Raw genomic sequence first — 22260 nt, forward strand, 5'->3', positions numbered from 1 at the left:
GCGAATATGTTGAAAGGAGGGCCGCCAGTCATTCGATTGCTTACCGCAAACCGCCGACCGGGTGCAATCGCTGCAGCCTATGGCGCATTCTCGATCAGCGCGGCGCGCGCTTCGGAGAAGAACTGCCGGCGCGCGAGGACGAAGATGACGAGGGCGGTAAGCACCATGAACACATAGGGGCTGATGAACCAGCCGAGATAGCCGATCGACAGGAAGATCGCCCGGAGCCCCGCATTGAAGTGCTTGGCCGCAAGTATGTTCATGCGGATCGCACGCTCCGCGGCGCGCTCGGCCGCCTTCTGGTCGCGTTGCATGTCCGCCGTCATCGGTATGCCGCCCATCAGGATCGAGCAATAGTTGAACAGCCGGTATGACCAACCGAACTTGAAGAAGGAATAGCCGAAGAGGCAGGTCAGTCCGCCGACTTTCAGTTCGAAGGCGGTCCGCCCGCTTCGGAATATCTGCGGAAGGTCGCTGAAGATCATCTGCACTTGGTCTGTCGCGCCGAGCAATGCGAAACAACCGCCGAGCGCGAAGATCGTCGTCGAGGCGAAGAAAGCGGTGCCGGCCTGCAGCCCGGAGATGATCTGCGTGTCGATCATCTTGAGATCGCGATTGAGCGAATTGCGGATCCAGCGCGCCCTGTGCTCGTTCATCAAACGCGTCAGGCTGACGCGGTCGAAGCCGCGCCCTCCGTCGGAAGCCCAGCTGAAGCCGGCCCAGAGGAGGACGAAGATGGCGAGCGCGAGGTAATCTTCAGAGGTCATAGCGGTGTTTTGGCACGGCCATCCGAAAATGCAAGATGGACGCATGTGGGCCTGTCTTAAGATTCACGGCGAAATCGAGGCGACAGCACCGAGCGGGCGCGCCGGAGATTCCACCGCTTGCACACGGCTTTGTGTCCGCGTCCAAGCTGTCCCGCATCGCTTTGACACTATTTCGCCATATTTCACCATTGCGCGTTAACAGATTCTTCGCTATTGGACGGCCACACGACTTAATGGTTACCGGGCTTCGGTATTCGGAGACATCATGGACAAAACAGTAGAGAAGTCGTGCTGGGGCGTGACGGTTCGCGCCGTGGCGGGTTTCGGGGGCGTTCTCGTTCTCGCCTATCTCTTCGGCGGCTTCTGAAGACAGATTGAAATATCAGGCGTTGCAGTTCACGGGCTGCAACGCTTTTTTTTGACCGCTCTCGATCGCCGATCACATGCGCTGTTCTTCAGTGGCATGTCGCACCAACAGAATCCGATGTCGGTCGGTCGCCTGACGGGTCGGCATAGGATCGCTTAGGGTTCGATCCTATATTAGGAACGATCGACACCGCCCGAGCAGGAAAACGGTCGGCTTCGGTCCTATCATCGACGTAAATGTGGAGCTCATCGGCTGCAACGTTGCGTCAGGCTCTGGGCAGGCAATTCATGTTTCTTTCCGTCTTCGACGTTTTCAAGATCGGTATCGGTCCATCGAGCTCACACACGATGGGGCCGATGTCGGCGGCCAACAGGTTTCTCGATCTCATCCTGTCGGATGAATGGCCGCGACCGTCTCACGCGGCTGTCGGCGCCATCAAGGTAAGCCTCCATGGATCGCTGGCGCATACAGGCATCGGACATGGAACGGGCAGGGCGGTCATTCTCGGCCTGATGGGCGAGCGGCCGGATCTCGTCGAGCCGGACAGGATGGACGGGATCATCGAGCAGGTGGAGCGTACGGGCCGCATCACCCCGCCGGGCCATCCGGGCTATATATTCCAGCCGAAAACCGATCTGGTCTTCGACAAGAAGACGCCGCTGCCGGGCCATGCCAACGGCATGTCCTTCTCCGCTTTCGACCGGGACGGCCGGCTGCTTCTGAAACGCATCTACTATTCGATCGGCGGCGGCTTCGTGGTGACCGATACGGAACTGGACGCGATGAGGGCCCAGAAGAACAAGCCCGCCGGCGTAAAGGTGCCCTATCCCTTTGCCACGGCTCAACAGATGCTCGACATGGCCGCGCGCTCCGGGCTGACGATCGCCCAGATGAAGCGCGCGAACGAGGAATGCAGCATGTCGAGGGACGAGCTCGACGCCGGGCTCGACCGCATCTGGACGGCGATGAGCAGTTGCATCGACCGCGGCCTCAGCCAGGACGGCATCATGCCGGGCGGTCTGAAGGTGCGCCGGCGCGCCCGGGCGATCCACGACAAGCTGCAGGAGGAATGGCGCTCCAACAAGACCAATCCTCTCCTCGCAAATGATTGGTTGAGCGTCTATGCGATGGCGATCAATGAGGAGAATGCTGCCGGCGGCCGGGTGGTGACTTCGCCGACCAACGGCGCGGCCGGCGTCGTTCCGGCGACGATCCGCTACTATCTGCATTTCCACGACGATGCCGATCAGGAAGGCATCCGGGATTACCTGCTGACCGCAGCGGCGATCGGCGGTATCATCAAGCACAACGCCTCGATTTCCGGCGCGGAGGTGGGCTGTCAGGGCGAAGTCGGATCGGCGTCGGCGATGGCCGCGGCGGGTCTTGCCGCCGTCATGGGCGGAACGCCCGAGCAGATCGAGAATGCGGCCGAGATCGCGCTCGAACACCATCTCGGCATGACCTGCGATCCTGTCGCAGGTCTCGTTCAGGTGCCGTGCATCGAACGCAATGCCCTCGGCGCCGTCAAGGCGGTTACGGCCGCCTCGCTCGCACTCAAGGGTGACGGCAAGCATTTCGTGCCGCTCGACGCCTGTATCGAGACGATGCGCCAGACCGGCGCGGACATGAACGAGAAGTATAAGGAAACGTCGACCGGGGGTCTCGCCGTCAACGTGGTCGAGTGCTGAGCGGTAAGTCTGAAGCCGATGGGGCTGTGGACGAATATGCCCGGACGGCTTGACCGCAGCCGTCGGCCGGGTGTTCAAGATTTGCCATGGCTTTGCATCTCATCAAACTCTGTGTCGGTGCCGAATCGATCGAGGACCTGCGCGAATGGGTAGCGCGCAGGGCCCTGGCGGCGATCGCAGCCGGGCAGCAGCCGCACTCCTTCCACACGACCCGGATGGTCCCGAAGCGGGCGGAAGAGCTTCTCGCCGGCGGTTCGCTCTATTGGGTGATCAAGGGATACGTTCAGGCGCGACAGCCGCTGATCGGCATCGAGACCTTCACCGACGGCGAGGGCATCGGCCGCTGCAATCTCCTGCTCGGCCCGGAAGTCATGGAGACGGAAACACAGCCGCGTCGGGCTTTTCAGGGCTGGCGCTACCTCGAGGAGAAGGAAGCCCCGCGCGATCTTGCCTCGCTCGCCGATGGCGGTGAGATGCCGCTCGAATTGCGGCGTGAACTTGCCGAACTCGGGCTGTTATAGCCGGCGGGCGGGAAGAGGCGCTTGCTAACCGCTACGCGCTTCTCCTGGGTGCTTTAAGGCGCGTGGAGATTCGGGATAGGATACCCGCCGCTTGCTTGAACCCATCCCTGTGCTCGTCACAGGGATCCAGCCGACCAAGTCCTTGGGCTGAAACGCCTCCCGCGCCGCAGCCGCGGCGCTGCTCTCATCTCTGTGACACGCACAGAGACGAGGGGGGAAGCAGGCCTTCGTTGTTTATTGCAGGCGCATTCTGAGAGGGTGACTACGACCCGGTGCCGCGACATGCAGATGGATGTCGGCCCGAGGCTGGGTCGAACGCCAAGCGCGCGCGCCATGTGTAAGGAGCATACCCACTAGGTCGCGCGTCTTTGCCTTGGACCTGTTCAGACCGATGTCGGCGATGCGCATGGCCGCCTCATGCAATGGATGCAGCCGGATGCGCGAAGACCTTGCTTTCCGGTCGGAAATCAGGCTGTCGCCGGGGACGTTCTCGTTCATTGCCATGCTGACCTCGTTACGCTGTACTAATCCGAGGAGGACAGCCGGAAAACGTCCGGCTGCCGCTGCAGCGCCGCGCGTCTCAGCCGCGCAAAGGTCGCTGTAGCACTTTGGTTGTCGCATGCTTTGTCCTTGGATCGGATTGGATCAAAGGAAACATGCAGTAGATGGCGTCTCTTACTGCTGGCTCGCCCAGCAAGCGAAGCCCTTCTTCTTCAATGCCCTGCATGCGTTGACGGCCTTGTCCTGGTCGTCGAAGCCGCCGAAGCGTGCGCGGTAGAGCTGAGCTCCGCCATTGCTGAAGGCGACCGTGAAGGGGGTGGCGTTACGCAGTGCCTTGCCGCCCTTTTCCTTGGCATTGTCGAGCAGCGTCATGGCCTGCGTCTTGTCGGGCGTGGCGCCGATCTGGATGACCCAGCCCTGCATGCCGACATTCGCTTCGGTGCGCGCTTCGGCCGCGGCAGGTGCGGTTTCAGCGGTGGCGACCGAATTGGTGATCTGCGTATCGACGTCGCCAGCGGCTTCCGGCTCCTGGGCAAGTCGGGCGCTCTGTGAATCGAGCGTGTTCGGCGCAATCTTGGCTGCAAGCACGGGATTGTCCGAGGCCGCTTTCGTCGATGCATAGGCCATTGTGACGCTGCCGGCGCTTTCGCCGGTGTAGCGGAAATCCGGGACCGGGCCGGTATTCGGCAGGTCCATCGCTGCCGACGCGACAGCCGCGGCGGTTGCCGGCCGAACTTCGGCTTCGGCTACCGTCGTCACGGGTTCGGCCGGAACCTCGGCGATCAGATTGCCGCTGCCGCGGCGCGATGCGGAAGGCATGTATTTCGCGACGAGCTTGCGCATCTGCGCGTCGCGGGCGCCACCGGACGTGCCGCCCATGACGACTGCCACGATGCTGCGCCCGTCGAGCTGGGCCGAGGTCACGAGATTGAAACCGGATGCGCGTGTATAGCCGGTCTTGATGCCGTCTACTCCGCGGACGTTGCCGAGCAACCGGTTGTGGTTGCCGATCGTCTGCTTGCCGAAACGGAAGCTGCGCGTGGAGAAATAGTCGTAATATTGCGGAAAATGCTGCCGGAGCGCGATACCGAGGCGGGCCTGGTCGCGGGCAGTCGTCCGTTGTTCGGAATTGGGCAGGCCATGGGCGTTGCGATAGGTGGTGCGCGTCATGCCGAGCGCGCGGGCCTTGTTGGTCATCATCCGGGCGAAGCGCTGCTCCGAACCGCCCAGGAGCTCGCCAAGCGCCGTTGCCGCGTCATTGGCGGAGCGCGTCACCAGCGAGAGGATCGCCTGCTCGACGGTGATCGATCGGCCGGCGCGCACACCGAGCTTCGACGGCGGCTCGGCCGACGCCTTTTTGGAAAAAGGAACAGGGGTGCTTTTGCTGATCCGTCCGGCTTCAAGCGCCTCGAACGTCAGATACAGCGTCATCATCTTCGTCAGCGAAGCCGGATAGCGTAATTGATCAGCGTCTTCGCCGTAAAGAACCTTGCCGGTTTTCGCGTCTACGACGATGCCGGCATATTTGGAATTTGCGAAGGCGGGCGCCGAAAAGGTCAGCACGGCGATCAGGCCGGCAAGAAAAATCCGCCCCACAACTTCTGAAAAGACGCCGAACGGGCGTTTCGCGAGATCAAAAAAAACGGATTGAGACACTGTATTGCTCTTCATTCACATATCAGGGGTGCCGTCCGGACGCCGTCTCCGGATACGACCTTTCCCGAGACAGTATCGGGATAGCGTTACCAATCGGTTTATGATGAACGATTGGTTGCCCGCCACCGGTCGTTTTGTTCAGGATCGACACCTTCAGCCCGCACTAGATCATGATGTCTTGGTAGGCTCGGCCGGAAACCCCGCGCATACTCCCCCATCCCGTTCTAGCCGGCGCCTTGGCTGCATCACGACTCTTCGTCAAAATCACGGCACGAGATGTGTGCTGATGTAAGTTTCTATCGAATCTTCGATGGTACGCCACTGCGGCAGCAACCTGCTGGAGAAACGGTAAAGAACGATGAGGTCCTTGCCCATGTGAACGTCGCGCTGGCAATCGGCGCTGGTCGATGCCGCGGGGTTCTCGGGAAGCACGCAGCGCAGCACATAGGCAGGGCGCCCGTCCCTCTCGGCGGTGAAGAAGACTTCGCCGGCATAGCTGGAATCCGGCTTTGCGTCGTACCTAGTGAGGCCCTCGGGGCCGGCCTGCGGCGCGTGCTGCAGGACATGGCGGTAGACGGGGGCGAGACGCCCCGACATGTCGCGAGACATCGTACTTTGCGCGACCTGCAGGAAGATCAGATTTTCCGGCCGGCTGACATCGTCGAACAATGGCCGCGTCTCCTCGCTGTAGCCTTCGAGCCCCGGCCAGGTGAGATAGAGATCCACGCGCTCGACGATGCTCGTGTTGCGTTGGTTTTCGAAGCGAATGACATTCGCGGGCAGGCGCAAATGGTCCTGGCCGATAAAGATGTCGTAGGTTTCGCGGCTCGCAGTGTGGCCGGCCTGGGCGAGATGTCGACCGAACCAGCGCCCGGAAAGGGAGAGGGCGATCGTCAGCGCAAGGAGGATCACGACGGCTGCGGCAGCTGTGTATACGGAGCGGGATGAAAGGAGCGGCAGGAGTTCCGGTTCGGGAATGTGGGGCGGGTTCATGGCTGCGCCGTGGGATACCTGATCAGGGGCGCGTTCTATCCACTCGAAGGCCAATGGACCTCGCCGCGCGGAACTCGCTCGCGGCCAAGGCTCGTCCAACTTGGTTAATTTTGGGTGAAGCGTGGCGGCCGCCCGGGAAAATCCGCCCGGGCGCGGGCGGGGTGCCGACGGGGGCCGATCGGAGGCGCAGGCCATGGCCTGCGCCTGCTCATGTCCTTACTGCGCGCTGACGCTGCCGACGGCGAGAGCGCGACCATCCTGCAGTTTCACCCAGCGGCCTGCATGGTCCGAGGACTGCCGCTTCAGGTAGGTATATTCCGTGTCCGACCAGAGCAGCACCTTGCTGCGCATGTTGTCGAGAACGAAGTCGCCGCGATCGGTGCGCACCGTCAGGACGGCATGACCGTCGCCATTCGGCTGCAGGACGACGGTGATCAGAAGATCGGCGGGGGAGAAGCCGCTTTCGATCAGCTTGCGGCGCTTCAGCAGCACGTAATCCTCGCAGTCCCCGACGGCGTCCGGGTAGGACCAGTTTTCCTCGACACCATGGATCTCCATGTCGGTCATCGGAGCGATCGCCTGATTCACCTCGTAGTTGATTTCGAGGATCTTCTTCCAGCTTTCGCGCGTCAGCTCCGCCGGGCCCGGATCCTTGCCGATGGCCTGGCATTCGGAGGGATTGGCCTTGCAGAATTCGTAATGCCCGATCGGCGGGTTGGTCGCGCCGCCGACCGTCATGTTCGCCGGCGCCGCGTAAGCCGCCCCGGTGATGAGGCCGGTGGCTAGGGCTGCGGCAGCGATCGCCATGGTGATGATTGTGCGCATGATTGTCTCCCCGTTGTGGTTCGACATTGGCACAGAGTTTTTTACCGGCAGCGAAGATCGGAAGTAAAAACAAGAACAAACTCGAATAACATAAGAATAAAAATTGAGGAGAACTGTAATAAAATTCGATTCAAATTTTATCGCTTTTTTATTCCGCTTGTCGGCGCTCACCGGGGGCGACTACGGTGAAAGTTCGGGTAAGACATTGAATATTATGAAAAAACATAGTCGCGGCGCATGTGGCATGGCCGCGATTGCGCGTCCCGCCAGCCATGCAGCCGGTGACGGTATGACCCATCGGAGCCATCGGGAAGTAGTGCCAGATCGCTGGGAAGAGTAACGCCCGGTTTACCAGAAGCTATTTCTGTTGCCGGCCCGCCGCGGAAGAGCCGATTTGCACTGGCGAGGGCAGAGGCCTGGTCCAGGCGGTCCGCCGAGCAATCGCCGCCTCTGCGGACGTTACTCCAGGCTACGTCGGGTGCGCTTACAGAAACTCGGTCAGTGCCTCGCGGGACTGTATCCCGGAGAATTCGATGGCGACGCCTTCCTGGAAATGACGGACGATCCTGCCCTTCATATTGCCCAGCCTGACCGGCGATCCTACGGCGGGCCGCGTGTCGATGTCGACCGCCGCGCCGGAAAGCGAGAGGTCGATGATCCGACAGCTGTATCTCTCGCCGGTATCGACGGTGAGTTCCGTCAATGTCTTGCGGGGCGCAAGCCGATCATGGCGCCGGTCTTCCGGCAGACCGAGTTCGTGTTTGTTGGCGATCCAGGTCAGCTGTGCCGCAAGCTTCTCGCGCTTGCGCTCCGTGGCATTGAGCTGAATCACGAACGTATCGTCCGCGACGCGTGACACGGTGCCTTCGAGGCGACCTACATGGTCGACATAGGCAATGATACGCTCCCCGCCGCGCGGACGCGCGGGGGAGGTTAAGAGAACGTCGCCCGGCGACATCTCCAAGGCGGTACAGTCATACTCCTCGTGACTGGCAAGCATCAGTCGTCCCGAAAGATTGACCGAAACGCGCTGAAACGCACTTTCCTGATGTGGTTTCGGGGCGCTGTTCTGCGCATGCTGGAAGGAGAACATGATCACTCTATGATGGATATAGTTTGCAGGCGAAAGTATAGACCGCACCGATTAACAGAAGGTTCGCTCAGTTTCGTCTTCCACCCTCGAAGATGCGCAGGTGCTGCGTCACGCGGAAGGGGCGATCGCAGGCATCGATGCGGCTGGCGGTCAGACCGGCAGTGGAGTATTCAGACGCGGGGAATGCGGCACACCGGCTGTCGAGGACAAGGTGCTGCAATGGCTTCATGTGCAGCCATATCGGACGGGACAGCGGCGACAGCGCCCCGAGTATGCGGTCGCCCGTACCGTCGGGAGAGGCGAGGGGGGTGAGCAGAACTTCCACGTCCAGCCGATCTCCGGTTGCGGTTGCGCCGGACGCGGTCAGAAGCATCGGCGTGCATCGCTTCACGACCTCAACGGCGATACCGGCAGCCTCCTCCTGCTGTCCGCCGAGCCACAAGGCGGAGAATTGACGGTGGCGGAGTTCATCGCCGAACAGGCCGCAGATGTGGGTGCCCGCGAGACGAAAGTGTATTCCGCCGTCCGCCTCCGCCTGGAGGATGAAGATGTTGGGCAGGAGTGAACGAATATCGGCGGGCTGGATTTCGTCACGGCGCGGGAGATCGCGGTCGCCGCGAACTTCGTTCCAGTATTGAAACAGTTCCATTGTCGTTCTGCTGCGCATTTTTGCCCGATCGGTCGTTGTTGCGGCGCAGGCCGTCCCGGATCGGGATAGCCGGCGGCCTATTGCGTGGTCCTTGAGTGCATGGAGCGATTTTCGTGCCAGCGCGAAATTAAGGTTAACGGCCGGTTTCGATTGCGCTCGACGCCGGCGGCTGCCATTTCATTCGGCAGCACTTCACGAAGGATTGCCTTCAGCACATCGACTGATACGCGCGGAACGGCGCGTGACGCCGTTCAGTTTTCACTGGACGGCGTTTTTTTGTTTGCTTATCCCTTGCGCGCTGCTGTGGGCGGTTCGCCGCCGTCTGAGCGCAACCGCAGCGACCGAAGGGAAGAGGCAGCTATGGAACGGGATCAGGCGGCAACATCACCGGAAACCGATGTCGAAAGTACCGGCGTCCGCAGTCGCGAGCCCGCCTTCAATCTTCCGCCGGGGCTGACCGGCATCCTTTTGTTCCTGATCGCGGTCCATATCTTGAGGACCTATGTTCTGCCGGCCGAGATCGACCAGGAGCTGATCCTCAACTTTGCCTTTCTGCCGGTGCGCTACACGCTGCCGCTCGGTGAGCAGGGGCTGGTCTGGCTCTGGACGCCGGTGACCTATTCCTTCCTGCACGGCAGTTGGGAGCATCTCATCTTCAATGTCTTCTGGATGGTCGCTTTCGGCGCACCCGTCGTCAGACGGATCGGGATGGCCAGGCTCGCCTTGTTCTGGTGCCTGTCGGCGGCTGCCGCCGTCGGCTTGCATATCATCTTCCATTGGGGCGAGATGGCGGTGGTGATCGGGGCTTCGGGCGTCGTGTCAGGCTTGATGGGGGCGGCGGCCCGGTTCGTATTTTCCCCGAGCGGTCGCATCAGCCGCCAGTTTGCCCATCTCAATCGGCGGCTGTCGTTTGCGGAGACGCTCACCAACCGGTCCGTGCTCGTCTTCACCGGGATATGGTTCCTGACAAATTTGCTGGTGGGCTTTGGCATTCTGTCGATCGGAGGGGCAGGAAGCGTGGCCTGGGAGGCGCATATCGGCGGTTTCCTCTTCGGCTTCCTTCTGTTCGCATTCTTCGATCCCCGAAGGCAGGAAAGGTGAGGCACTGCAAGCCGGAAAGAAGCTTCCACCGGCTTCGGGCGAGGGTGCGACAATCGATTGTGTCAACCGCGGAATTTTTCGTGATGACTGATTTCGCCGCAGAGGCGGACGGCTTTCTGCAGAAGCCTTGATTTCCTGAAGTCGCTGGAGCACCATTCATCACGGCCGCCGAATTGCTCGAGGCGACCGCGGAAAAGGCCGGGTGCCGGCGTAGCTTTGTGCTCGAGGAGTGCCAAGGGGCTGCGCAGGCGCCGGAATGGGTACGGGTTTCCTGCGGCCATTTGCACTGTCATCGCGGTCTTCCTTCCACCGGAGGAAAGTGCAGTGACCGGCACGGACGGAAACTCTTCCCGTCGGCCCGGTTTTGTCGCAACGGGAGATGTGCGCATGTCGGTGAAAGCGATTCTCAATGAAAAAGGCAGCAACGTCGTCACGGTCACAGCGCAGGTGACGGTGCAGCAGGTCGCGACTTTACTGCATGAAAATCATATCGGAGCCGTTGTCGTCGTCGATCCGGAAGAGCATATCGTGGGCATCATGACGGAGCGCGACATCGTCGCCTCGATTGCCCGATATGGTGCCGCCTGCCTCGACAAGCCGGTTTCTTCCGTCATGTGGCAGAACGTCTATTGCTGTCGCGAAGAAATGTCTGTCGACGCGCTGATGGAGATGATGAGTAAATTTCGCGCGCGTCATCTACCCGTGGAGCGGGAAGGCCGGCTGGCCGGCATTATTTCGATTGGAGACGTGGTGAAATATCACATCCGCGCCATCGAGAACGAGGCCGAACAGATCAAGGCCTATATCTCCGGCTAAGGCCTGTTGAGACTCATTTTGAGTTTGTGACGGCTGACTATGCGCCACTCGACTCCTGTGACAAGCACAGGAATGAGGAAATCAAACAAGCGCGCCGGGTGTCCGGATCTCAACGGGCCTGGAACACTTGGGCCGATCCGCAAGTTCTCCCGGCCTTTCAACGAGGCAGCGGTTCCTGCATGCGCCGGATTTCCGAAAGCTTGATCTTGGCTTCCTGATAACCGCGCTCGATCGCTTCGCCGGCGCGGTGGAATTCCGAAAGTCCGATATCGTTCAGCTTCGGATGGAGCGACAGATCCGGCGGATCGCCAGCCAGCCGGGCGCGCGAAATGCGGTCCTGAATGATGTTGAAGGCCTGGACCATCACACTGGTCATGCCGAGCCGTGCCGAAAAACGGTTCGTCTCCGTCGCCGGCGCGTCGGGCGTTTCCATGCCGGCGCTGTGCTTGACGACCGCCGAGCGGCCGTAGACGTCGTAGTTCAGGTTGACGGCGACGACGTGCAATTGCTCATGTGCGCGGCAGACCGAAACGGGAACGGGGTTGACCAGCGCGCCGTCGATGAGCGTCCGGCCATTGGCGTTGACGGGCTCGAAGATGCCAGGCAAGGCGTAGGATGCGCGAATGGCGGTAATGAGGGATCCTTTCTCGATCCAGACCTCGTGGCCGCTGTAGACTTCCGTGGCGACGGCCACGAAGGGCCGGTCGAGATCCTCGATACTGAGGTTCTGCAGATGTTCCTGCATCCGCTTGGTGAGCCGCAGACCGCCAAAGAGGCCACCGCCGCCGATCGCGAAATCGAGCAAGCCGGCAATACGGCGCACGGTAAGCGAGCGGGCGAAAGCCTCCAATTCATCGAGCTTGCCGGCGAGATAACAGCCGCCGACCAGCGCGCCGATCGATGTGCCCGCAATCATTCCGACTTCGATGCCCTCCTCGTCGAGGGCTTTCAGGACACCGATATGGGCCCAACCTCGCGCAGCACCGCCGCCGAGCGCGAGCGCGATCCTGGGTTTCACGGACTGGGAAATGGGTGGTTCTGGAGGAGTGGTCGTGATCGATGACCCGTTCGCGCCGGAAAGATCGGCGATCTGACTGTTACGCGTGAATGTCCAGTTCAGCATCCGGCACCTCCGACACCGCCGAATAGATTAGCTTCCGACACGGCCCTGCAGCCCTACTACCGCATATTCCTGGAACCGAAGCAATTCGGCCATCGAAACATGCCGGTGCCGGCTTCAGGTTTAGTCGCTGAAAGTCTGACACCATAATCGAGATATAGCACTGAACCGGCTACAAATGCGGCCCGCCCGATAAACATTGGATACAGCCTGCAACACATTTTGGTACTCCGCCGTTACCGCGAGAACCACTTACAAGATTAATGATTAGATGCCCGTTTGGTTGCCAAAAGATGAATATATCACCCAGGTGAACCAGGAAAATGCAGATGCTCAGTTGCCGGCGTAAATCTGCGCCGGATCGAAATGCCTGTTGTCGTCGGTGATCGCCACTTTTGCTTCGCCATCGGCCACGCCGACCGTCCGATAGAAGCACGAGCGGCGCCCGGTATGGCAGGTCGCATCGTGGCCGGCCACCGAAACTTTCAGCCAGACGGCGTCCTGGTCGCAATCGGTTCGTATTTCCCGGACGGTCTGCAAATTGCCGGAGCTTTCGCCCTTCTTCCACAGGCGTTCGCGTGAGCGGCTGTAGTAATGCGCGATTCCGGTTTCGAGCGTGAGGGATAGCGCTTCGGCATTCATGTGCGCAACCATCAGCAATTCGCCGTCGCGGGCATCGGTGACGACGACCGTGATCAGACCCTTCTCGTCGAAACGCGGGGTGAAGGCCGGGCCGCTTTCCAGTTCGGCCTTGTCCTGCGGGGGGGATGCAAAAGTGAGCGTCATAGTCCGAGCTCCACTACAGCGCCGCGCGTCTCGGTCAGACGCGCAAGATCGCTGTAGCACTTGGGGGTTGCTGCATGCTTTTCAGTATGTGGTGGCGGAGCTTACTTGAAGCCCCGGAGCATCGTCATGAAACGGACCTGTTCGGCCGGTTCGCTCTTGAACGCACCGGTGAAGGTGGTCGTCAGCGTCGTCGCGCCCTGCTTCTTGATGCCGCGCATCGCCATGCACAGATGCTCGGCCTCGATCATCACCGCCACGCCCCGGGGCATGAGGGTCTCGTCGATGGCCTTGGCGATCTGCGCCGTCATCGCTTCCTGTGTCTGCAGACGACGGGCGTAGATATCGACGACCCGCGCGATCTTGGAAAGACCGAGCACGCGGCCGTTCGGCAGATAGGCGATATGAGCCTTGCCGATGATCGGTACCATGTGGTGCTCGCAATGCGAATAGAACGGGATGTCCTTTTCCAGCACGATATCGTCGTAGCCGGAGACTTCCTCGAAGGTTCGCCCGAGCACGTCTTCAGCCGCAAGATCGTAGCCGCCGAAAATTTCCCGATACGCCTTGGCGACGCGCGAAGGCGTGTCCTTCAGGCCTTCTCGTGCCGGATCTTCACCTGCCCAGCGCAACAAGACGCGAACGGCTTCTTCGGCTTCCTTCTGCGTCGGACGACTTGTGTCGTCGAGCACAGGAAAATTCTTCACTATGGCGTCCATATGGCCCCTTCAAGCAATACGAAATTGCTGACGTTTTATCTTTTCGGACAACTCGCCATTGGCCATACGCCTAACCCTGCAGGCTTGGGTTCCGTTGGCGGGCTCCGGGGCTTTCGGGTCTCGGCTTAGCAGTGCACTCGACCGTCCGGCACGGTTTCCCAAACAACAGGCGACATTTGATCCCCTTGCGGAACTGTCACCCCAACACGACATAGCATATAGTATGGTGCCACATGGATAAAAGAGCCCGAATGCGCCACGCCTTGCTTTTTTCCCGCCGCCTGGGGAAAATCATGCGCCGAACGCCCGAAACCGCGAAAAATCCACCGGATTCCTAAATGATAGACGACATTTACAACAGCAGAATTCTCGAATTCGCAGGGAATATTCCGCGCCTCGGAATATTGACCGATGCCGACGCCGAAGCCGCCGCGCATTCCAAGCTTTGCGGCTCGAAGGTGAGAATCTGGCTGAAGATGGACGGCGACGTCGTCATCGACTTCGCCCATGACGTCAAGGCATGTGCGCTCGGCCAGGCGTCCTCATCCATCATGGCGCGCCATGTCGTGGGTGCCCATGCGGACGAGATCCGGCAAGCCCGCGAGGACATGCTGGCCATGCTGAAGGCCGATGGGGAGGGGCCATCGGATCGTTTCGAAGACATGCGCTTTCTGAAGCCGGTCAAGGACTACAAGGCGCGTCATGCTTCGACGATGCTGACTTTCGATGCCGTCGTCGATGCCATCGGTCAGATCGAGGCGAGGCGCCTCGCCGCGGCCGTCTGAGCCATGTGTCCTCAGCCCCATGCCGATCATGCATTCACCCGTGGCGATGCCGGTGCCGCCGGAGGGCGGAATTGGTCCGGGCCGTTCCGCAAGACGCCGGGGCGCCTCGTCGGCGTCACCCTGATCCGCGCCTATCAACTGACGCTGTCGAGTTTCATCGGCAATTCCTGCCGACACTTGCCGACCTGTTCGGAGTACGGCTTCGAGGCGATCGCCCGATACGGCCTCTGGGCCGGCGGGTGGCTGACCTTGTTCCGGGTCATCCGCTGCGGCCCGGGCGGAACCCACGGATTCGATCCGGTGCCGGAAAGCCTCGCACCGCGCCAGCGCTGGTACACGCCATGGCGCTACTGGCAATTACGCCCAAAGGACGCATGAGAGCCGTGACCATTCCGATGGAGTACCGGCAGGCCTCTGCGGATTTCGACCGGTTCATCGTCGACGCACGCGATATCGCCGCTCTTCAGACAACCAATCAGGCCTATACCATTGTGCAGGCGGTGCTTTACACTTTCCGCCGTCGCCTCGACATCTCCGGCGCCCTGCTTTTCGCCAAGGCGCTACCGCCGGTCCTTCGAGCGATCTTCGTCGCCGACTGGGACCTGGAGGAGCCGACCGTGCCCTTCTGCGAACGCCGGGCGATGACGCGCGAGGTGCAGGCCTTCCGAGGCAATCACAACGTCTCTCCGGAAACGGCGATCGCAGATGTAGCCGCGGCGTTGCGGCGCAATATAGACGAAACGCTGCTCGCGCGCCTACCCGCGGGCGCTGTCGATTTCTGGCGGGCTTGAGGCGAATGAAGGCTTACGTCGCCTTGCTGCACAGCATCGTTCTCGCCGACGGCCGGCGCGTCGTTATGGCCGACTTGAAGGCGATGGCCGAAGCGCTCGGCTACAGGGCGCCGCGCACGCTCGTCGCCACGGGCAATCTTCTGTTCAAGTCGCCAGAAAAGCCGCTCGCGGAATTGGAGACCGAACTCGAAAGGACTTTCGAGAAGACCTTCGGCCGTCACGTCGACATCATCCTTCGTTCCGCGGAGGACTGGTCGAGACTTGCGGCAGGCAACCCTTTTCTCGTGGAAAGCGAAAGGGATCCTGCGAGCGTCCACGTGCGGGTGATGCGCTCTCCCCTCGAAGCCGACATGCGGGAAAAACTGCTCGGCCATTGCTCCAGGGGCGAGCGCGTGGCCATCGTCGACGGCGATCTCTGGGTCGATTTTGCCGGCAGGGCGAGCGAATCGAAGTTGCTCGGGGCGCTAACGACCAAACGGCTCGGCATCGGGACGGTGCGCAACTGGAACACCGTGAGGCGACTGCGTGAAATGGTTGCCGGTTGAGCGGCCGCCGCGCCTTTACTCCACGGTGAAAAAGCTCTATCAGGCCCGCGAACCGGCCTGGCCGGCAAACCATACCACCCGCATTCGTTGGCGGGACTGGATAGGAGATCATGATGTCGCATTCTGTTTCCCTTACATTTCCTGATGGCTCCGTTCGAGAATTCGCCGCCGGCACGACCGGTCGCGATGTCGCGGAATCGATCTCGAAGTCTCTCGCCAAGAAGGCCGTCGCGATCGCCATCAGCGGCGAACTGCGCGATCTCTCGGATGCCGTGACGGAAGGTAGGATCGAGATCGTCACGCGCGACGACAAGCGCGCGCTCGAGCTCATCCGCCACGACGCGGCCCATGTCATGGCGGAAGCCGTGCAGGAGTTGTGGCCGGGAACGCAGGTGACCATCGGTCCGGTCATCGACAACGGCTTCTATTACGACTTCGCCAAGAACGAACCCTTCACGCCGGACGACCTGCCCGTCATTGAGAAGAAGATGCGGGAGATCATCGCCCGCAACAGGCCCTTCACCAAGGAGGTCTGGTCGCGCGAAAAGGCCAAGGAGGTCTTTGCCGCCAAGGGCGAGAATTACAAGGTGGAACTCGTCGATGCCATCCCCGAGGGGCAGGACCTGAAGATCTATTACCAGGGCGACTGGTTCGATCTCTGCCGCGGGCCGCACATGGCCTCGACAGGCCAGATCGGTACGGCGTTCAAGCTGATGAAGGTGGCGGGCGCCTATTGGCGCGGCGACAGCAACAATCCGATGCTGACGCGCATCTACGGCACTGCGTGGCACACGCAGGAGGAGCTGGATCAGTATCTGCACGTGCTCGCCGAAGCCGAGAAGCGCGACCATCGCCGGCTCGGCCGCGAGATGGACCTCTTCCACTTCCAGGAGGAGGGGCCCGGCGTGGTCTTCTGGCATGGAAAGGGCTGGCGGATATTCCAGAGTCTCGTCGCCTATATGCGCCGCCGGCTCGAAGGCGATTACCAGGAGGTCAACGCTCCCCAGGTTCTCGACAAGTCGCTGTGGGAGACCTCCGGTCACTGGGGCTGGTATCGCGACAACATGTTCAAGGTGACTGTCGCCGGCGACGATACGGACGATGACCGCGTCTTCGCGCTGAAGCCGATGAATTGCCCCGGACACATTCAGATCTTCAAGCACGGTCTGAAGTCTTACCGCGAACTTCCTGTTCGGCTGGCGGAATTCGGCGCAGTCCACCGCTATGAACCCTCCGGCGCGCTGCATGGCCTCATGCGCGTGCGCGGCTTCACGCAGGACGATGCGCACATCTTCTGCACCGACGAGCAGATGGCGGCCGAATGCCTGAAGATCAACGACCTGATCCTTTCCGTCTATGAGGACTTCGGCTTCAAGGAGATCGTCGTGAAGCTGTCGACGCGGCCGGAAAAGCGCGTGGGCTCCGATGAGCTTTGGGATCGCGCCGAAGCCGTGATGACGGAAGTCTTGCAAACCATCGAGGCGCAGTCCGAAGGCCGCATCAAGACCGGCATCCTGCCGGGCGAGGGCGCCTTCTACGGCCCGAAGTTCGAGTATACGCTGAAGGACGCGATCGGCCGCGAATGGCAGTGCGGAACAACGCAGGTCGACTTCAACCTGCCGGAGCGTTTCGGCGCCTTTTACATCGACAGCGAATCCGAGAAGCGCCAGCCGGTGATGATCCATCGCGCCATCTGCGGTTCGATGGAGCGTTTTCTCGGCATTCTGCTGGAGAACTATGCCGGCCACATGCCGCTGTGGATATCGCCGCTGCAGGTGGTGGTCGCAACGATCACGTCGGAAGCGGACGATTACGGCCGCGACGTCGCCGAACGCTTGCGTGATGCGGGGCTGACGGTCGAGACCGATTTCCGCAACGAGAAGATCAACTACAAGGTCCGCGAGCATTCGGTGACGAAAGTTCCGGTGATCGTCGTCTGCGGCAAGCGCGAAGCGGAGGAGCGCTCGGTCAACATCCGTCGCCTGGGTTCTCAGGCGCAGACGCCAATGTCGCTGGACGAGGCGGTCGCTTCGCTCTCCGCCGAAGCCATGGCACCGGACCTAAAGCGCAGGAGCAATTCCAGGAGAGGTGTGTAACGGTTTTCGTGCGCAAGTGCGTCGTTTCAAGACGCTCGAACGCACGCCCGCAACTGAAACTGTGGGATTTCGCGAGCACTGTTGTGGGGCCCTTGTCGCCCGGTTGCGCTCATCCGGCTGCCGCCACCTACTCCCGTCTTGATGGGGCGAAGGTACCGGCAGGCGGTTGAGGGGCCGGGTGGGGCTACGTCTTCAGTCCTGCGCGTCCGCGGCCTCGTCGGCTTCGCCGCTGCCGTTGAGCAGCACTTCAACATCAGTGTTGACGCCGGCCTTCACGGCGAAGTCGCGCTGGTAGATCTTGTCCTTGTTGCGCGCCACCGCCGTGTAGCTGCCCTCGGCAAGGACGAGGGTCGGGAAGGCGCCGACGCTCTCGCTGACGACGTCGCCGGAGGAGGTGAGAATCGACCAGGCGGTATCCGCAATGGCTTCGCCGCCGGCTTCCGAGACGAGTTTCAGGGTCAGCTTCGCGGCGCGGTGCTGGATCGTCGCTTCGGTCAGCTTGCCGGCTTCGATCTGGATGTCGGCACGGATGACGGCATTCACCGATCCGTAGTTCGACACGACGTGGTAGGTGTCGGCATTGAGCTGAACCACCGTACCGGGCTTCACGTCGGCGACCACGAGGCCGCGCTCGCCATCCTCCCTCACGTCGGAAGAGAAGATCGAAAAGCTGAGTTCGTTCGGCGGGATGCGGACATCGCTGCCGGAGACGGCGTTCAGCATGACGCCCCCGGCGTCGAGCACGAGCACCTGTTTGTCGAGCGGGCCGTCTTCGGGCACACGAATCTTGCGGGTCGCGCCCGCCCGGCCAAAGGCGACATTGACGAAATATTCGCCGGGCACGAGATTGAAAGCGGTGGAGCCGCCCTCGGAGGTCGCGAGCAGCGGCAGCTTTCCGTCGCTGCCCGGAATGGGGCTGAAGACCCGCCAGGTAAGGCCCGATTGGACCGGCTTTCCATTATCCGTCAGCAGCGCCTCGAGCTTCACGTCCTTCAGTTGGCCGCCCTGCATCGGATCGGTGATGAGCGGGCTGAAACCGGTAAGCTTCGGCATCTTGTGCGTGCCGGAGATCGAGGGAAAGCTCTTGAAGGCGTCAGTGGCATCCTCCGCAAGCGCGCGTCCCGCACCGGTCCCGGCGAGTGTGATCGCCAGAACGGTTCTCAGGAAAATACGATGACGGAGACGCATGAGAGCAGTTGACTTCTTGACTGGGTGACTCCACTTGGGACGCCGGTATGGCATTTTCGTGGCTGCCGATCCGGCCGCAAACTAGTGGAATTCGCTCGATATGAAAACCGAAATAAAGCTTGTCGACTATCTTGCCTCCCGCAGGTCCATCCCGGCCTTTCAGATGGGTGAGCCAGGACCCAGCAAGGCGGAAGTCGCGGAGATGCTGAAGCTCGCCTCGCGCGTGCCGGATCATGGCAAATTGGCGCCGTGGCGCTTCATTGTCTATCGGGGCGAGGAGAGGGCGCGCATCAGCGCCGAACTGAAGAAGATGGCGCTTGCCGCCAGGCCGGACATGCCGGAAGAGATGATCAAGGTCGAGGAGGCGCGGCTGACGCGCGCGCCCGTCGTGGTCGCCGTGGTCAGCAAGGCGGCGCCGCATTTCAAGATTCCGGAATGGGAGCAGCAGATGTCGGCTGGTGCCATCTGCCTCAATCTGCTGATGGCCGCAAATGCGCTCGGTTACGCCTCGAACTGGCTGACCGAGTGGTATGCCTTCGAGGAACGGGCCTATCCGCTGCTCGGCGTGGCGCCGGGCGAGAAGATTGCGGGCTTCATTCACATCGGCACTGCAATGGTGCCGCCGACGGAGCGCCCCAGGCCCGAACTCGAGGAGATCGTCACCTGGGTCGGGGAGGGTGACTGATGTTCTACGATACCGCCGGAAACGGACACGGCCTGCCATACGATCCCTTCAAGGCGATCGTGTCGCCGAGACCGATCGGCTGGATCGGCACCCGCGCGGCCGATGGGGCGCTGAATCTCGCGCCCTATTCCTTTTTCAACGCCATCAGCGACCGGCCGAAGCTCGTGATGTTCGCATCCAGCGGCTACAAGGATTCGGTACGCAATATCGAGGCGACCGGGGATTTCACCGCGAGCTTTGCCAGCCGCAGCCTGAGCGAGGCGGTCAATCTTACCTCGGTGGCAGCCCCGCATGGTGAAAGCGAGTTCGAGATTGCCGGGCTGACCCCCGTCGACGGAACGCTCGTGAAGGCTCCCTTCGTGGGAGAGGCCTTCGCGGCGCTCGAATGCCGGATGACGGATATCTTTCGTCCCAAGGGCGTCGACGGCGTGGCTTCCGACAGCTATGTCGTCATCGGCGCAGTGGTCGGCATTCACATCCGCGAGGAGGCCATTCGCGACGGGCGGTTCGATATGGCGACCGTGAAGCCGCTCGCCCGGCTCGGCTACATGGACTATTGCGACGGTGGCGACGTCTTCGAAATGATCCGGCCTGTCCGCTAGATCACGATGGTTCAGGTCATCACCTGAGACCGTCGTCATCGATTAATCCCGTCTGGGCTTGGGGCGCAACGCCTGCAGCGGCAAGAAGATCGATCTGTTGCGGCGAGCGGATGGCAACGCTGGAAAAGCCATTCTCTACGCTGCTTTTCCACAGGCGTCGCACGGCCGCCTCATCATCGGCGTCGACCGGCAGCATGTCGTAAGCCGCGATGCGGGCCTCGTGAGCCCTCAGGACCGCCGCCGCGCGGCCGGCCCGGACGACGGCCGGCACATCGCCCGTTTCGGTGACGCGCCTGCAACCACACGCTTCCGCCAGGGCCGAAGCATCGAATATCAGTGCCGAGAGGCGCGGTGATGCACCCGCCAGCGAATGCGGCGACAGGACGCTTTCCGGCGCCGTCGCGTATTCGGCAAGAATCACCGTTCGGCCCTCGGCCTTGCCGGCCGCCGCCTCGGCGACCCTGAGCAGAACATCGAGCCGCTGAATGTCTGCGGGGCCGCGGCATCCGGACAGAACGATGCCATCGAAGCCGTTGCCGATCAAAGCGGCAAGCTCGTCTTCGCCGGGATCGCCGCTCGTCCCGATTCGGGCGAGCAACAGGCAGCCTGCATCCTGCCGAGGCAGGTCCGAGAGTGGCCGGCCAGTTTGGCCGCCGGTCATCACGACCGCTTGAACGGCGGTCAGGATCTCCTTCGGAGGCGGCGGTTCGTCGGCCGGCAGATACAGGAGCGGTAGGGTGGTTATCGCGCTGTTAACAGACATGGTGAACCAATCTTAAACCTTTGCCCGCTAGGTTTCGAGCATGGGGCTGCTCGGGTGACTAGTGGGGCATAGGTGATCATACAAGCATTTCTTCGCTGGGTGGAAACGGCGAAAGCCAGCGAACGTGCCAGTGCTGCCAGTGCGCTTGGTCGCGCCTATGCTGAAGCCGCTGTGAACGGCATCGATCGGCAGGCGGCCGAAATGGCCATGACCTTTCTCCTCGACGATCCTTCGCCCAAGGTGCGTCGATCTCTCGCCGAGGCGCTGGCCGATTGCCCGATTGTACCGCGCTCGATCATCAAGGTGCTTGCGCAGGATCAGCCCGAGATCGCCTACATCACCGTTTCCCGCTCTCCCGTCTTGAACGACGAAGATCTTGTCGACATGACGGCGGAGGGCGGCGCGGAGATGCGGGCGATGATCGCCTCCCGCAGCGCCGTCTCATGCGCGGTTGCGGCTGCGATCGCCGAGATTGGCGGCGAGGAAGAGGTGCTCATTCTGTTGGAAAATCCGGGGGCTGGACTGTCTCCGGGCTCGTTGCGGCGAATAGCCGACCGCCTTGGCGATAGCGTGGCCGCCCGTGGCCTGTTGCTCGAGCGTCATGATCTGCCGAGCGACGCGCGCCAGATCCTCGCCGAAAAAGTCGGCGCGGCGCTTGCGGCCTCCGACCTGGTACGCGCCGTCGTGGGCGAGGAGCGGGCGCAGCGTGTCGTGCGGGAGTCTTGCGATGCGGCAGCGCTGACGCTTTCCTCGGCCTCCGCGCGGGAGGAATTGCAGCGGATGGTTGCCGGTCTCCGCAAAGCCGGCCGCCTGACGCCGGCCCTGCTGTTGACGGCGCTTTGCAGCGGCAGGACGGAGTTTTTTTCCGCGGCGATCGTGGATCTGTCCGGAGTCCCGGAAAAGCGCGTCCGATCGATCCTTTCGGGCGGGCGGTTCCACTCGATCAGGGCTCTCCTCGAAACTGCGGGTCTTGGACGTGAAGTAAGCGGAGTGTTTTCGGAGGCCGTATTGTTCTGCCAATGCGAGGCAGATGCGGATCACGATGGAGTCTCCCCCTCCGTGGCCGCCAGACTTTCGGATCGCCTTCGCCGCCGAAGCCGCGGCGCATATCACGTCGTCGCCGAACTGGCGGAGCGGCTGGCTTTTGCCGAGCAGCGGCAGAGGGCGCGCAACTACGCGTCGCTATCCCGCCAGGCCGCGTAAGAG

Annotated in this window: 24 protein-coding genes; 12 read left to right on the plus strand and 12 right to left on the minus strand. The window is 61.7% G+C overall.

Features of this window, described 5'->3' with window-relative positions:
- Positions 1-77: 77 nt before the first annotated feature.
- On the minus strand, positions 78-812 hold the full coding sequence (locus AC5J09_RS19205) for a DUF599 domain-containing protein (RefSeq protein WP_494298229.1): 735 nt from the start codon (positions 810-812) through the stop codon (positions 78-80).
- Positions 813-1421: 609 nt separating this feature from the next.
- Here AC5J09_RS19205 and AC5J09_RS19210 point away from each other — a divergent pair.
- Together AC5J09_RS19210 and AC5J09_RS19215 are read left to right on the plus strand one after the other, a co-directional pair.
- Positions 1422-2822, plus strand: coding sequence for an L-serine ammonia-lyase (locus tag AC5J09_RS19210; RefSeq protein WP_018097846.1), 1401 nt, complete (start codon positions 1422-1424; stop codon positions 2820-2822).
- A gap of 86 nt (positions 2823-2908) precedes the next feature.
- Positions 2909-3343, plus strand: coding sequence for a DUF1489 family protein (locus AC5J09_RS19215; protein ID WP_324763281.1), 435 nt, complete (start codon positions 2909-2911; stop codon positions 3341-3343).
- A gap of 234 nt (positions 3344-3577) precedes the next feature.
- Here the strand turns inward: AC5J09_RS19215 and AC5J09_RS19220 are convergent, their stop codons facing one another.
- From AC5J09_RS19220 to AC5J09_RS19245, 6 genes are all read right to left on the minus strand, one after another.
- Positions 3578-3847 carry a hypothetical protein gene (locus AC5J09_RS19220; protein ID WP_100673964.1) on the minus strand — a complete coding sequence of 90 codons (270 nt, stop codon included), beginning with the start codon at positions 3845-3847 and terminating at the stop codon, positions 3578-3580.
- A gap of 171 nt (positions 3848-4018) precedes the next feature.
- The gene (locus tag AC5J09_RS19225) at positions 4019-5515 is read right to left on the minus strand and encodes an SPOR domain-containing protein (RefSeq protein ID WP_494298232.1); all 1497 of its coding nucleotides are present in this window, start codon (positions 5513-5515) and stop codon (positions 4019-4021) included.
- A gap of 249 nt (positions 5516-5764) precedes the next feature.
- Entirely contained in the window at positions 5765-6493 is a 729-nt protein-coding gene (locus AC5J09_RS19230) for a hypothetical protein (protein WP_494298234.1), read from the minus strand.
- A 216-nt stretch (positions 6494-6709) separates the two neighbouring features.
- Positions 6710-7318: a transglutaminase-like cysteine peptidase gene (locus AC5J09_RS19235; RefSeq protein WP_275598055.1), complete on the minus strand. Its 609-nt coding sequence runs from the start codon at positions 7316-7318 to the stop codon at positions 6710-6712.
- Positions 7319-7802: 484 nt separating this feature from the next.
- Positions 7803-8411, minus strand: coding sequence for a PilZ domain-containing protein (locus AC5J09_RS19240; protein ID WP_018097840.1), 609 nt, complete (start codon positions 8409-8411; stop codon positions 7803-7805).
- Positions 8412-8478: 67 nt separating this feature from the next.
- Positions 8479-9060: a PAS domain-containing protein gene (locus AC5J09_RS19245; RefSeq protein WP_494298235.1), complete on the minus strand. Its 582-nt coding sequence runs from the start codon at positions 9058-9060 to the stop codon at positions 8479-8481.
- A 360-nt stretch (positions 9061-9420) separates the two neighbouring features.
- Between AC5J09_RS19245 and AC5J09_RS19250 the strand changes: the two genes are divergently transcribed.
- On the plus strand, positions 9421-10161 hold the full coding sequence (locus AC5J09_RS19250; RefSeq protein WP_494298236.1) for a rhomboid family intramembrane serine protease: 741 nt from the start codon (positions 9421-9423) through the stop codon (positions 10159-10161).
- Positions 10162-10548: 387 nt separating this feature from the next.
- Positions 10549-10977 (plus strand): CBS domain-containing protein, encoded by a 429-nt coding sequence (locus tag AC5J09_RS19255; RefSeq protein ID WP_018097838.1) that lies wholly within the window; start codon positions 10549-10551, stop codon positions 10975-10977.
- Between the two features lie 157 nt (positions 10978-11134).
- Here the strand turns inward: AC5J09_RS19255 and AC5J09_RS19260 are convergent, their stop codons facing one another.
- The 3 genes from AC5J09_RS19260 to folE form a co-directional block, all read right to left on the minus strand.
- The gene (locus tag AC5J09_RS19260) at positions 11135-12100 is read right to left on the minus strand and encodes a patatin-like phospholipase family protein (protein WP_018097837.1); all 966 of its coding nucleotides are present in this window, start codon (positions 12098-12100) and stop codon (positions 11135-11137) included.
- A 330-nt stretch (positions 12101-12430) separates the two neighbouring features.
- The gene (gene hisI / locus AC5J09_RS19265; RefSeq protein ID WP_324763284.1) at positions 12431-12883 is read right to left on the minus strand and encodes a phosphoribosyl-AMP cyclohydrolase; all 453 of its coding nucleotides are present in this window, start codon (positions 12881-12883) and stop codon (positions 12431-12433) included.
- A gap of 101 nt (positions 12884-12984) precedes the next feature.
- Complete coding sequence (gene folE, locus AC5J09_RS19270) at positions 12985-13599, minus strand: GTP cyclohydrolase I FolE (RefSeq protein ID WP_324763285.1); 615 nt, start codon at positions 13597-13599, stop codon at positions 12985-12987.
- A gap of 338 nt (positions 13600-13937) precedes the next feature.
- Between folE and AC5J09_RS19275 the strand changes: the two genes are divergently transcribed.
- From AC5J09_RS19275 to thrS, 5 genes are all read left to right on the plus strand, one after another.
- Positions 13938-14384 carry an iron-sulfur cluster assembly scaffold protein gene (locus AC5J09_RS19275; protein WP_494298238.1) on the plus strand — a complete coding sequence of 149 codons (447 nt, stop codon included), beginning with the start codon at positions 13938-13940 and terminating at the stop codon, positions 14382-14384.
- Between the two features lie 3 nt (positions 14385-14387).
- Positions 14388-14762, plus strand: a complete 375-nt coding sequence (yidD, locus tag AC5J09_RS19280; RefSeq protein WP_494298240.1) for a membrane protein insertion efficiency factor YidD — start codon at positions 14388-14390, stop codon at positions 14760-14762.
- Positions 14759-15175: a DUF2267 domain-containing protein gene (locus AC5J09_RS19285; RefSeq protein WP_494298241.1), complete on the plus strand. Its 417-nt coding sequence runs from the start codon at positions 14759-14761 to the stop codon at positions 15173-15175. Before yidD ends, AC5J09_RS19285 begins: the two co-directional genes overlap by 4 nt.
- Before the next feature lie 5 nt (positions 15176-15180).
- Complete coding sequence (locus AC5J09_RS19290; protein WP_494298242.1) at positions 15181-15720, plus strand: DUF1697 domain-containing protein; 540 nt, start codon at positions 15181-15183, stop codon at positions 15718-15720.
- Between the two features lie 113 nt (positions 15721-15833).
- A complete protein-coding gene (gene thrS / locus AC5J09_RS19295) occupies positions 15834-17816 on the plus strand; it encodes a threonine--tRNA ligase (protein WP_494298243.1) in 1983 nt (660 codons plus the stop codon).
- A 192-nt stretch (positions 17817-18008) separates the two neighbouring features.
- Here the strand turns inward: thrS and AC5J09_RS19300 are convergent, their stop codons facing one another.
- Positions 18009-19004, minus strand: a complete 996-nt coding sequence (locus AC5J09_RS19300) for an RgsD C-terminal domain-containing protein (protein ID WP_379940964.1) — start codon at positions 19002-19004, stop codon at positions 18009-18011.
- Between the two features lie 100 nt (positions 19005-19104).
- On the opposite strand from AC5J09_RS19300, the gene AC5J09_RS19305 reads away from it, so the two are divergent.
- Positions 19105-19689, plus strand: a complete 585-nt coding sequence (locus tag AC5J09_RS19305; RefSeq protein ID WP_494298245.1) for a nitroreductase family protein — start codon at positions 19105-19107, stop codon at positions 19687-19689.
- Positions 19689-20291, plus strand: a complete 603-nt coding sequence (locus AC5J09_RS19310; RefSeq protein ID WP_324763291.1) for a flavin reductase family protein — start codon at positions 19689-19691, stop codon at positions 20289-20291. Before AC5J09_RS19305 ends, AC5J09_RS19310 begins: the two co-directional genes overlap by 1 nt.
- 19 nt (positions 20292-20310) lie before the next feature.
- Here the strand turns inward: AC5J09_RS19310 and AC5J09_RS19315 are convergent, their stop codons facing one another.
- A complete protein-coding gene (locus AC5J09_RS19315; protein WP_494298246.1) occupies positions 20311-21054 on the minus strand; it encodes an aldolase/citrate lyase family protein in 744 nt (247 codons plus the stop codon).
- A gap of 72 nt (positions 21055-21126) precedes the next feature.
- Here AC5J09_RS19315 and AC5J09_RS19320 point away from each other — a divergent pair, with 72 nt between their 5' ends.
- Positions 21127-22257, plus strand: a complete 1131-nt coding sequence (locus tag AC5J09_RS19320) for a DUF2336 domain-containing protein (protein ID WP_494298248.1) — start codon at positions 21127-21129, stop codon at positions 22255-22257.
- Positions 22258-22260 lie beyond the last annotated feature (3 nt).

This window comes from Sinorhizobium sp. (assembly GCF_059070375.1).

Bases quoted from the DNA above. Each gene is read 5' to 3' on its own strand.
- AC5J09_RS19210 (WP_018097846.1), top strand. From the start codon at position 1,422: ATGTTTCTTTCCGTCTTCGACGTTTTCAAGATCGGTATCGGTCCATCG.
- AC5J09_RS19290 (WP_494298242.1), top strand. From the start codon at position 15,181: ATGAAGGCTTACGTCGCCTTGCTGCACAGCATCGTTCTCGCCGACGGC.
- AC5J09_RS19300 (WP_379940964.1), bottom strand. From the start codon at position 19,004: ATGCGTCTCCGTCATCGTATTTTCCTGAGAACCGTTCTGGCGATCACA.
- AC5J09_RS19235 (WP_275598055.1), bottom strand. From the start codon at position 7,318: ATGCGCACAATCATCACCATGGCGATCGCTGCCGCAGCCCTAGCCACC.
- AC5J09_RS19230 (WP_494298234.1), bottom strand. From the start codon at position 6,493: ATGAACCCGCCCCACATTCCCGAACCGGAACTCCTGCCGCTCCTTTCA.
- AC5J09_RS19245 (WP_494298235.1), bottom strand. From the start codon at position 9,060: ATGGAACTGTTTCAATACTGGAACGAAGTTCGCGGCGACCGCGATCTC.
- AC5J09_RS19220 (WP_100673964.1), bottom strand. From the start codon at position 3,847: ATGGCAATGAACGAGAACGTCCCCGGCGACAGCCTGATTTCCGACCGG.
- AC5J09_RS19260 (WP_018097837.1), bottom strand. From the start codon at position 12,100: ATGCTGAACTGGACATTCACGCGTAACAGTCAGATCGCCGATCTTTCC.
- folE (WP_324763285.1), bottom strand. From the start codon at position 13,599: ATGGACGCCATAGTGAAGAATTTTCCTGTGCTCGACGACACAAGTCGT.
- AC5J09_RS19255 (WP_018097838.1), top strand. From the start codon at position 10,549: ATGTCGGTGAAAGCGATTCTCAATGAAAAAGGCAGCAACGTCGTCACG.
- AC5J09_RS19275 (WP_494298238.1), top strand. From the start codon at position 13,938: ATGATAGACGACATTTACAACAGCAGAATTCTCGAATTCGCAGGGAAT.
- AC5J09_RS19215 (WP_324763281.1), top strand. From the start codon at position 2,909: ATGGCTTTGCATCTCATCAAACTCTGTGTCGGTGCCGAATCGATCGAG.
- thrS (WP_494298243.1), top strand. From the start codon at position 15,834: ATGTCGCATTCTGTTTCCCTTACATTTCCTGATGGCTCCGTTCGAGAA.
- AC5J09_RS19225 (WP_494298232.1), bottom strand. From the start codon at position 5,515: ATGAAGAGCAATACAGTGTCTCAATCCGTTTTTTTTGATCTCGCGAAA.
- AC5J09_RS19250 (WP_494298236.1), top strand. From the start codon at position 9,421: ATGGAACGGGATCAGGCGGCAACATCACCGGAAACCGATGTCGAAAGT.
- AC5J09_RS19310 (WP_324763291.1), top strand. From the start codon at position 19,689: ATGTTCTACGATACCGCCGGAAACGGACACGGCCTGCCATACGATCCC.
- AC5J09_RS19315 (WP_494298246.1), bottom strand. From the start codon at position 21,054: ATGTCTGTTAACAGCGCGATAACCACCCTACCGCTCCTGTATCTGCCG.
- hisI (WP_324763284.1), bottom strand. From the start codon at position 12,883: ATGACGCTCACTTTTGCATCCCCCCCGCAGGACAAGGCCGAACTGGAA.
- AC5J09_RS19305 (WP_494298245.1), top strand. From the start codon at position 19,105: ATGAAAACCGAAATAAAGCTTGTCGACTATCTTGCCTCCCGCAGGTCC.
- AC5J09_RS19205 (WP_494298229.1), bottom strand. From the start codon at position 812: ATGCGTCCATCTTGCATTTTCGGATGGCCGTGCCAAAACACCGCTATG.
- AC5J09_RS19285 (WP_494298241.1), top strand. From the start codon at position 14,759: ATGAGAGCCGTGACCATTCCGATGGAGTACCGGCAGGCCTCTGCGGAT.
- AC5J09_RS19240 (WP_018097840.1), bottom strand. From the start codon at position 8,411: ATGTTCTCCTTCCAGCATGCGCAGAACAGCGCCCCGAAACCACATCAG.
- yidD (WP_494298240.1), top strand. From the start codon at position 14,388: ATGTGTCCTCAGCCCCATGCCGATCATGCATTCACCCGTGGCGATGCC.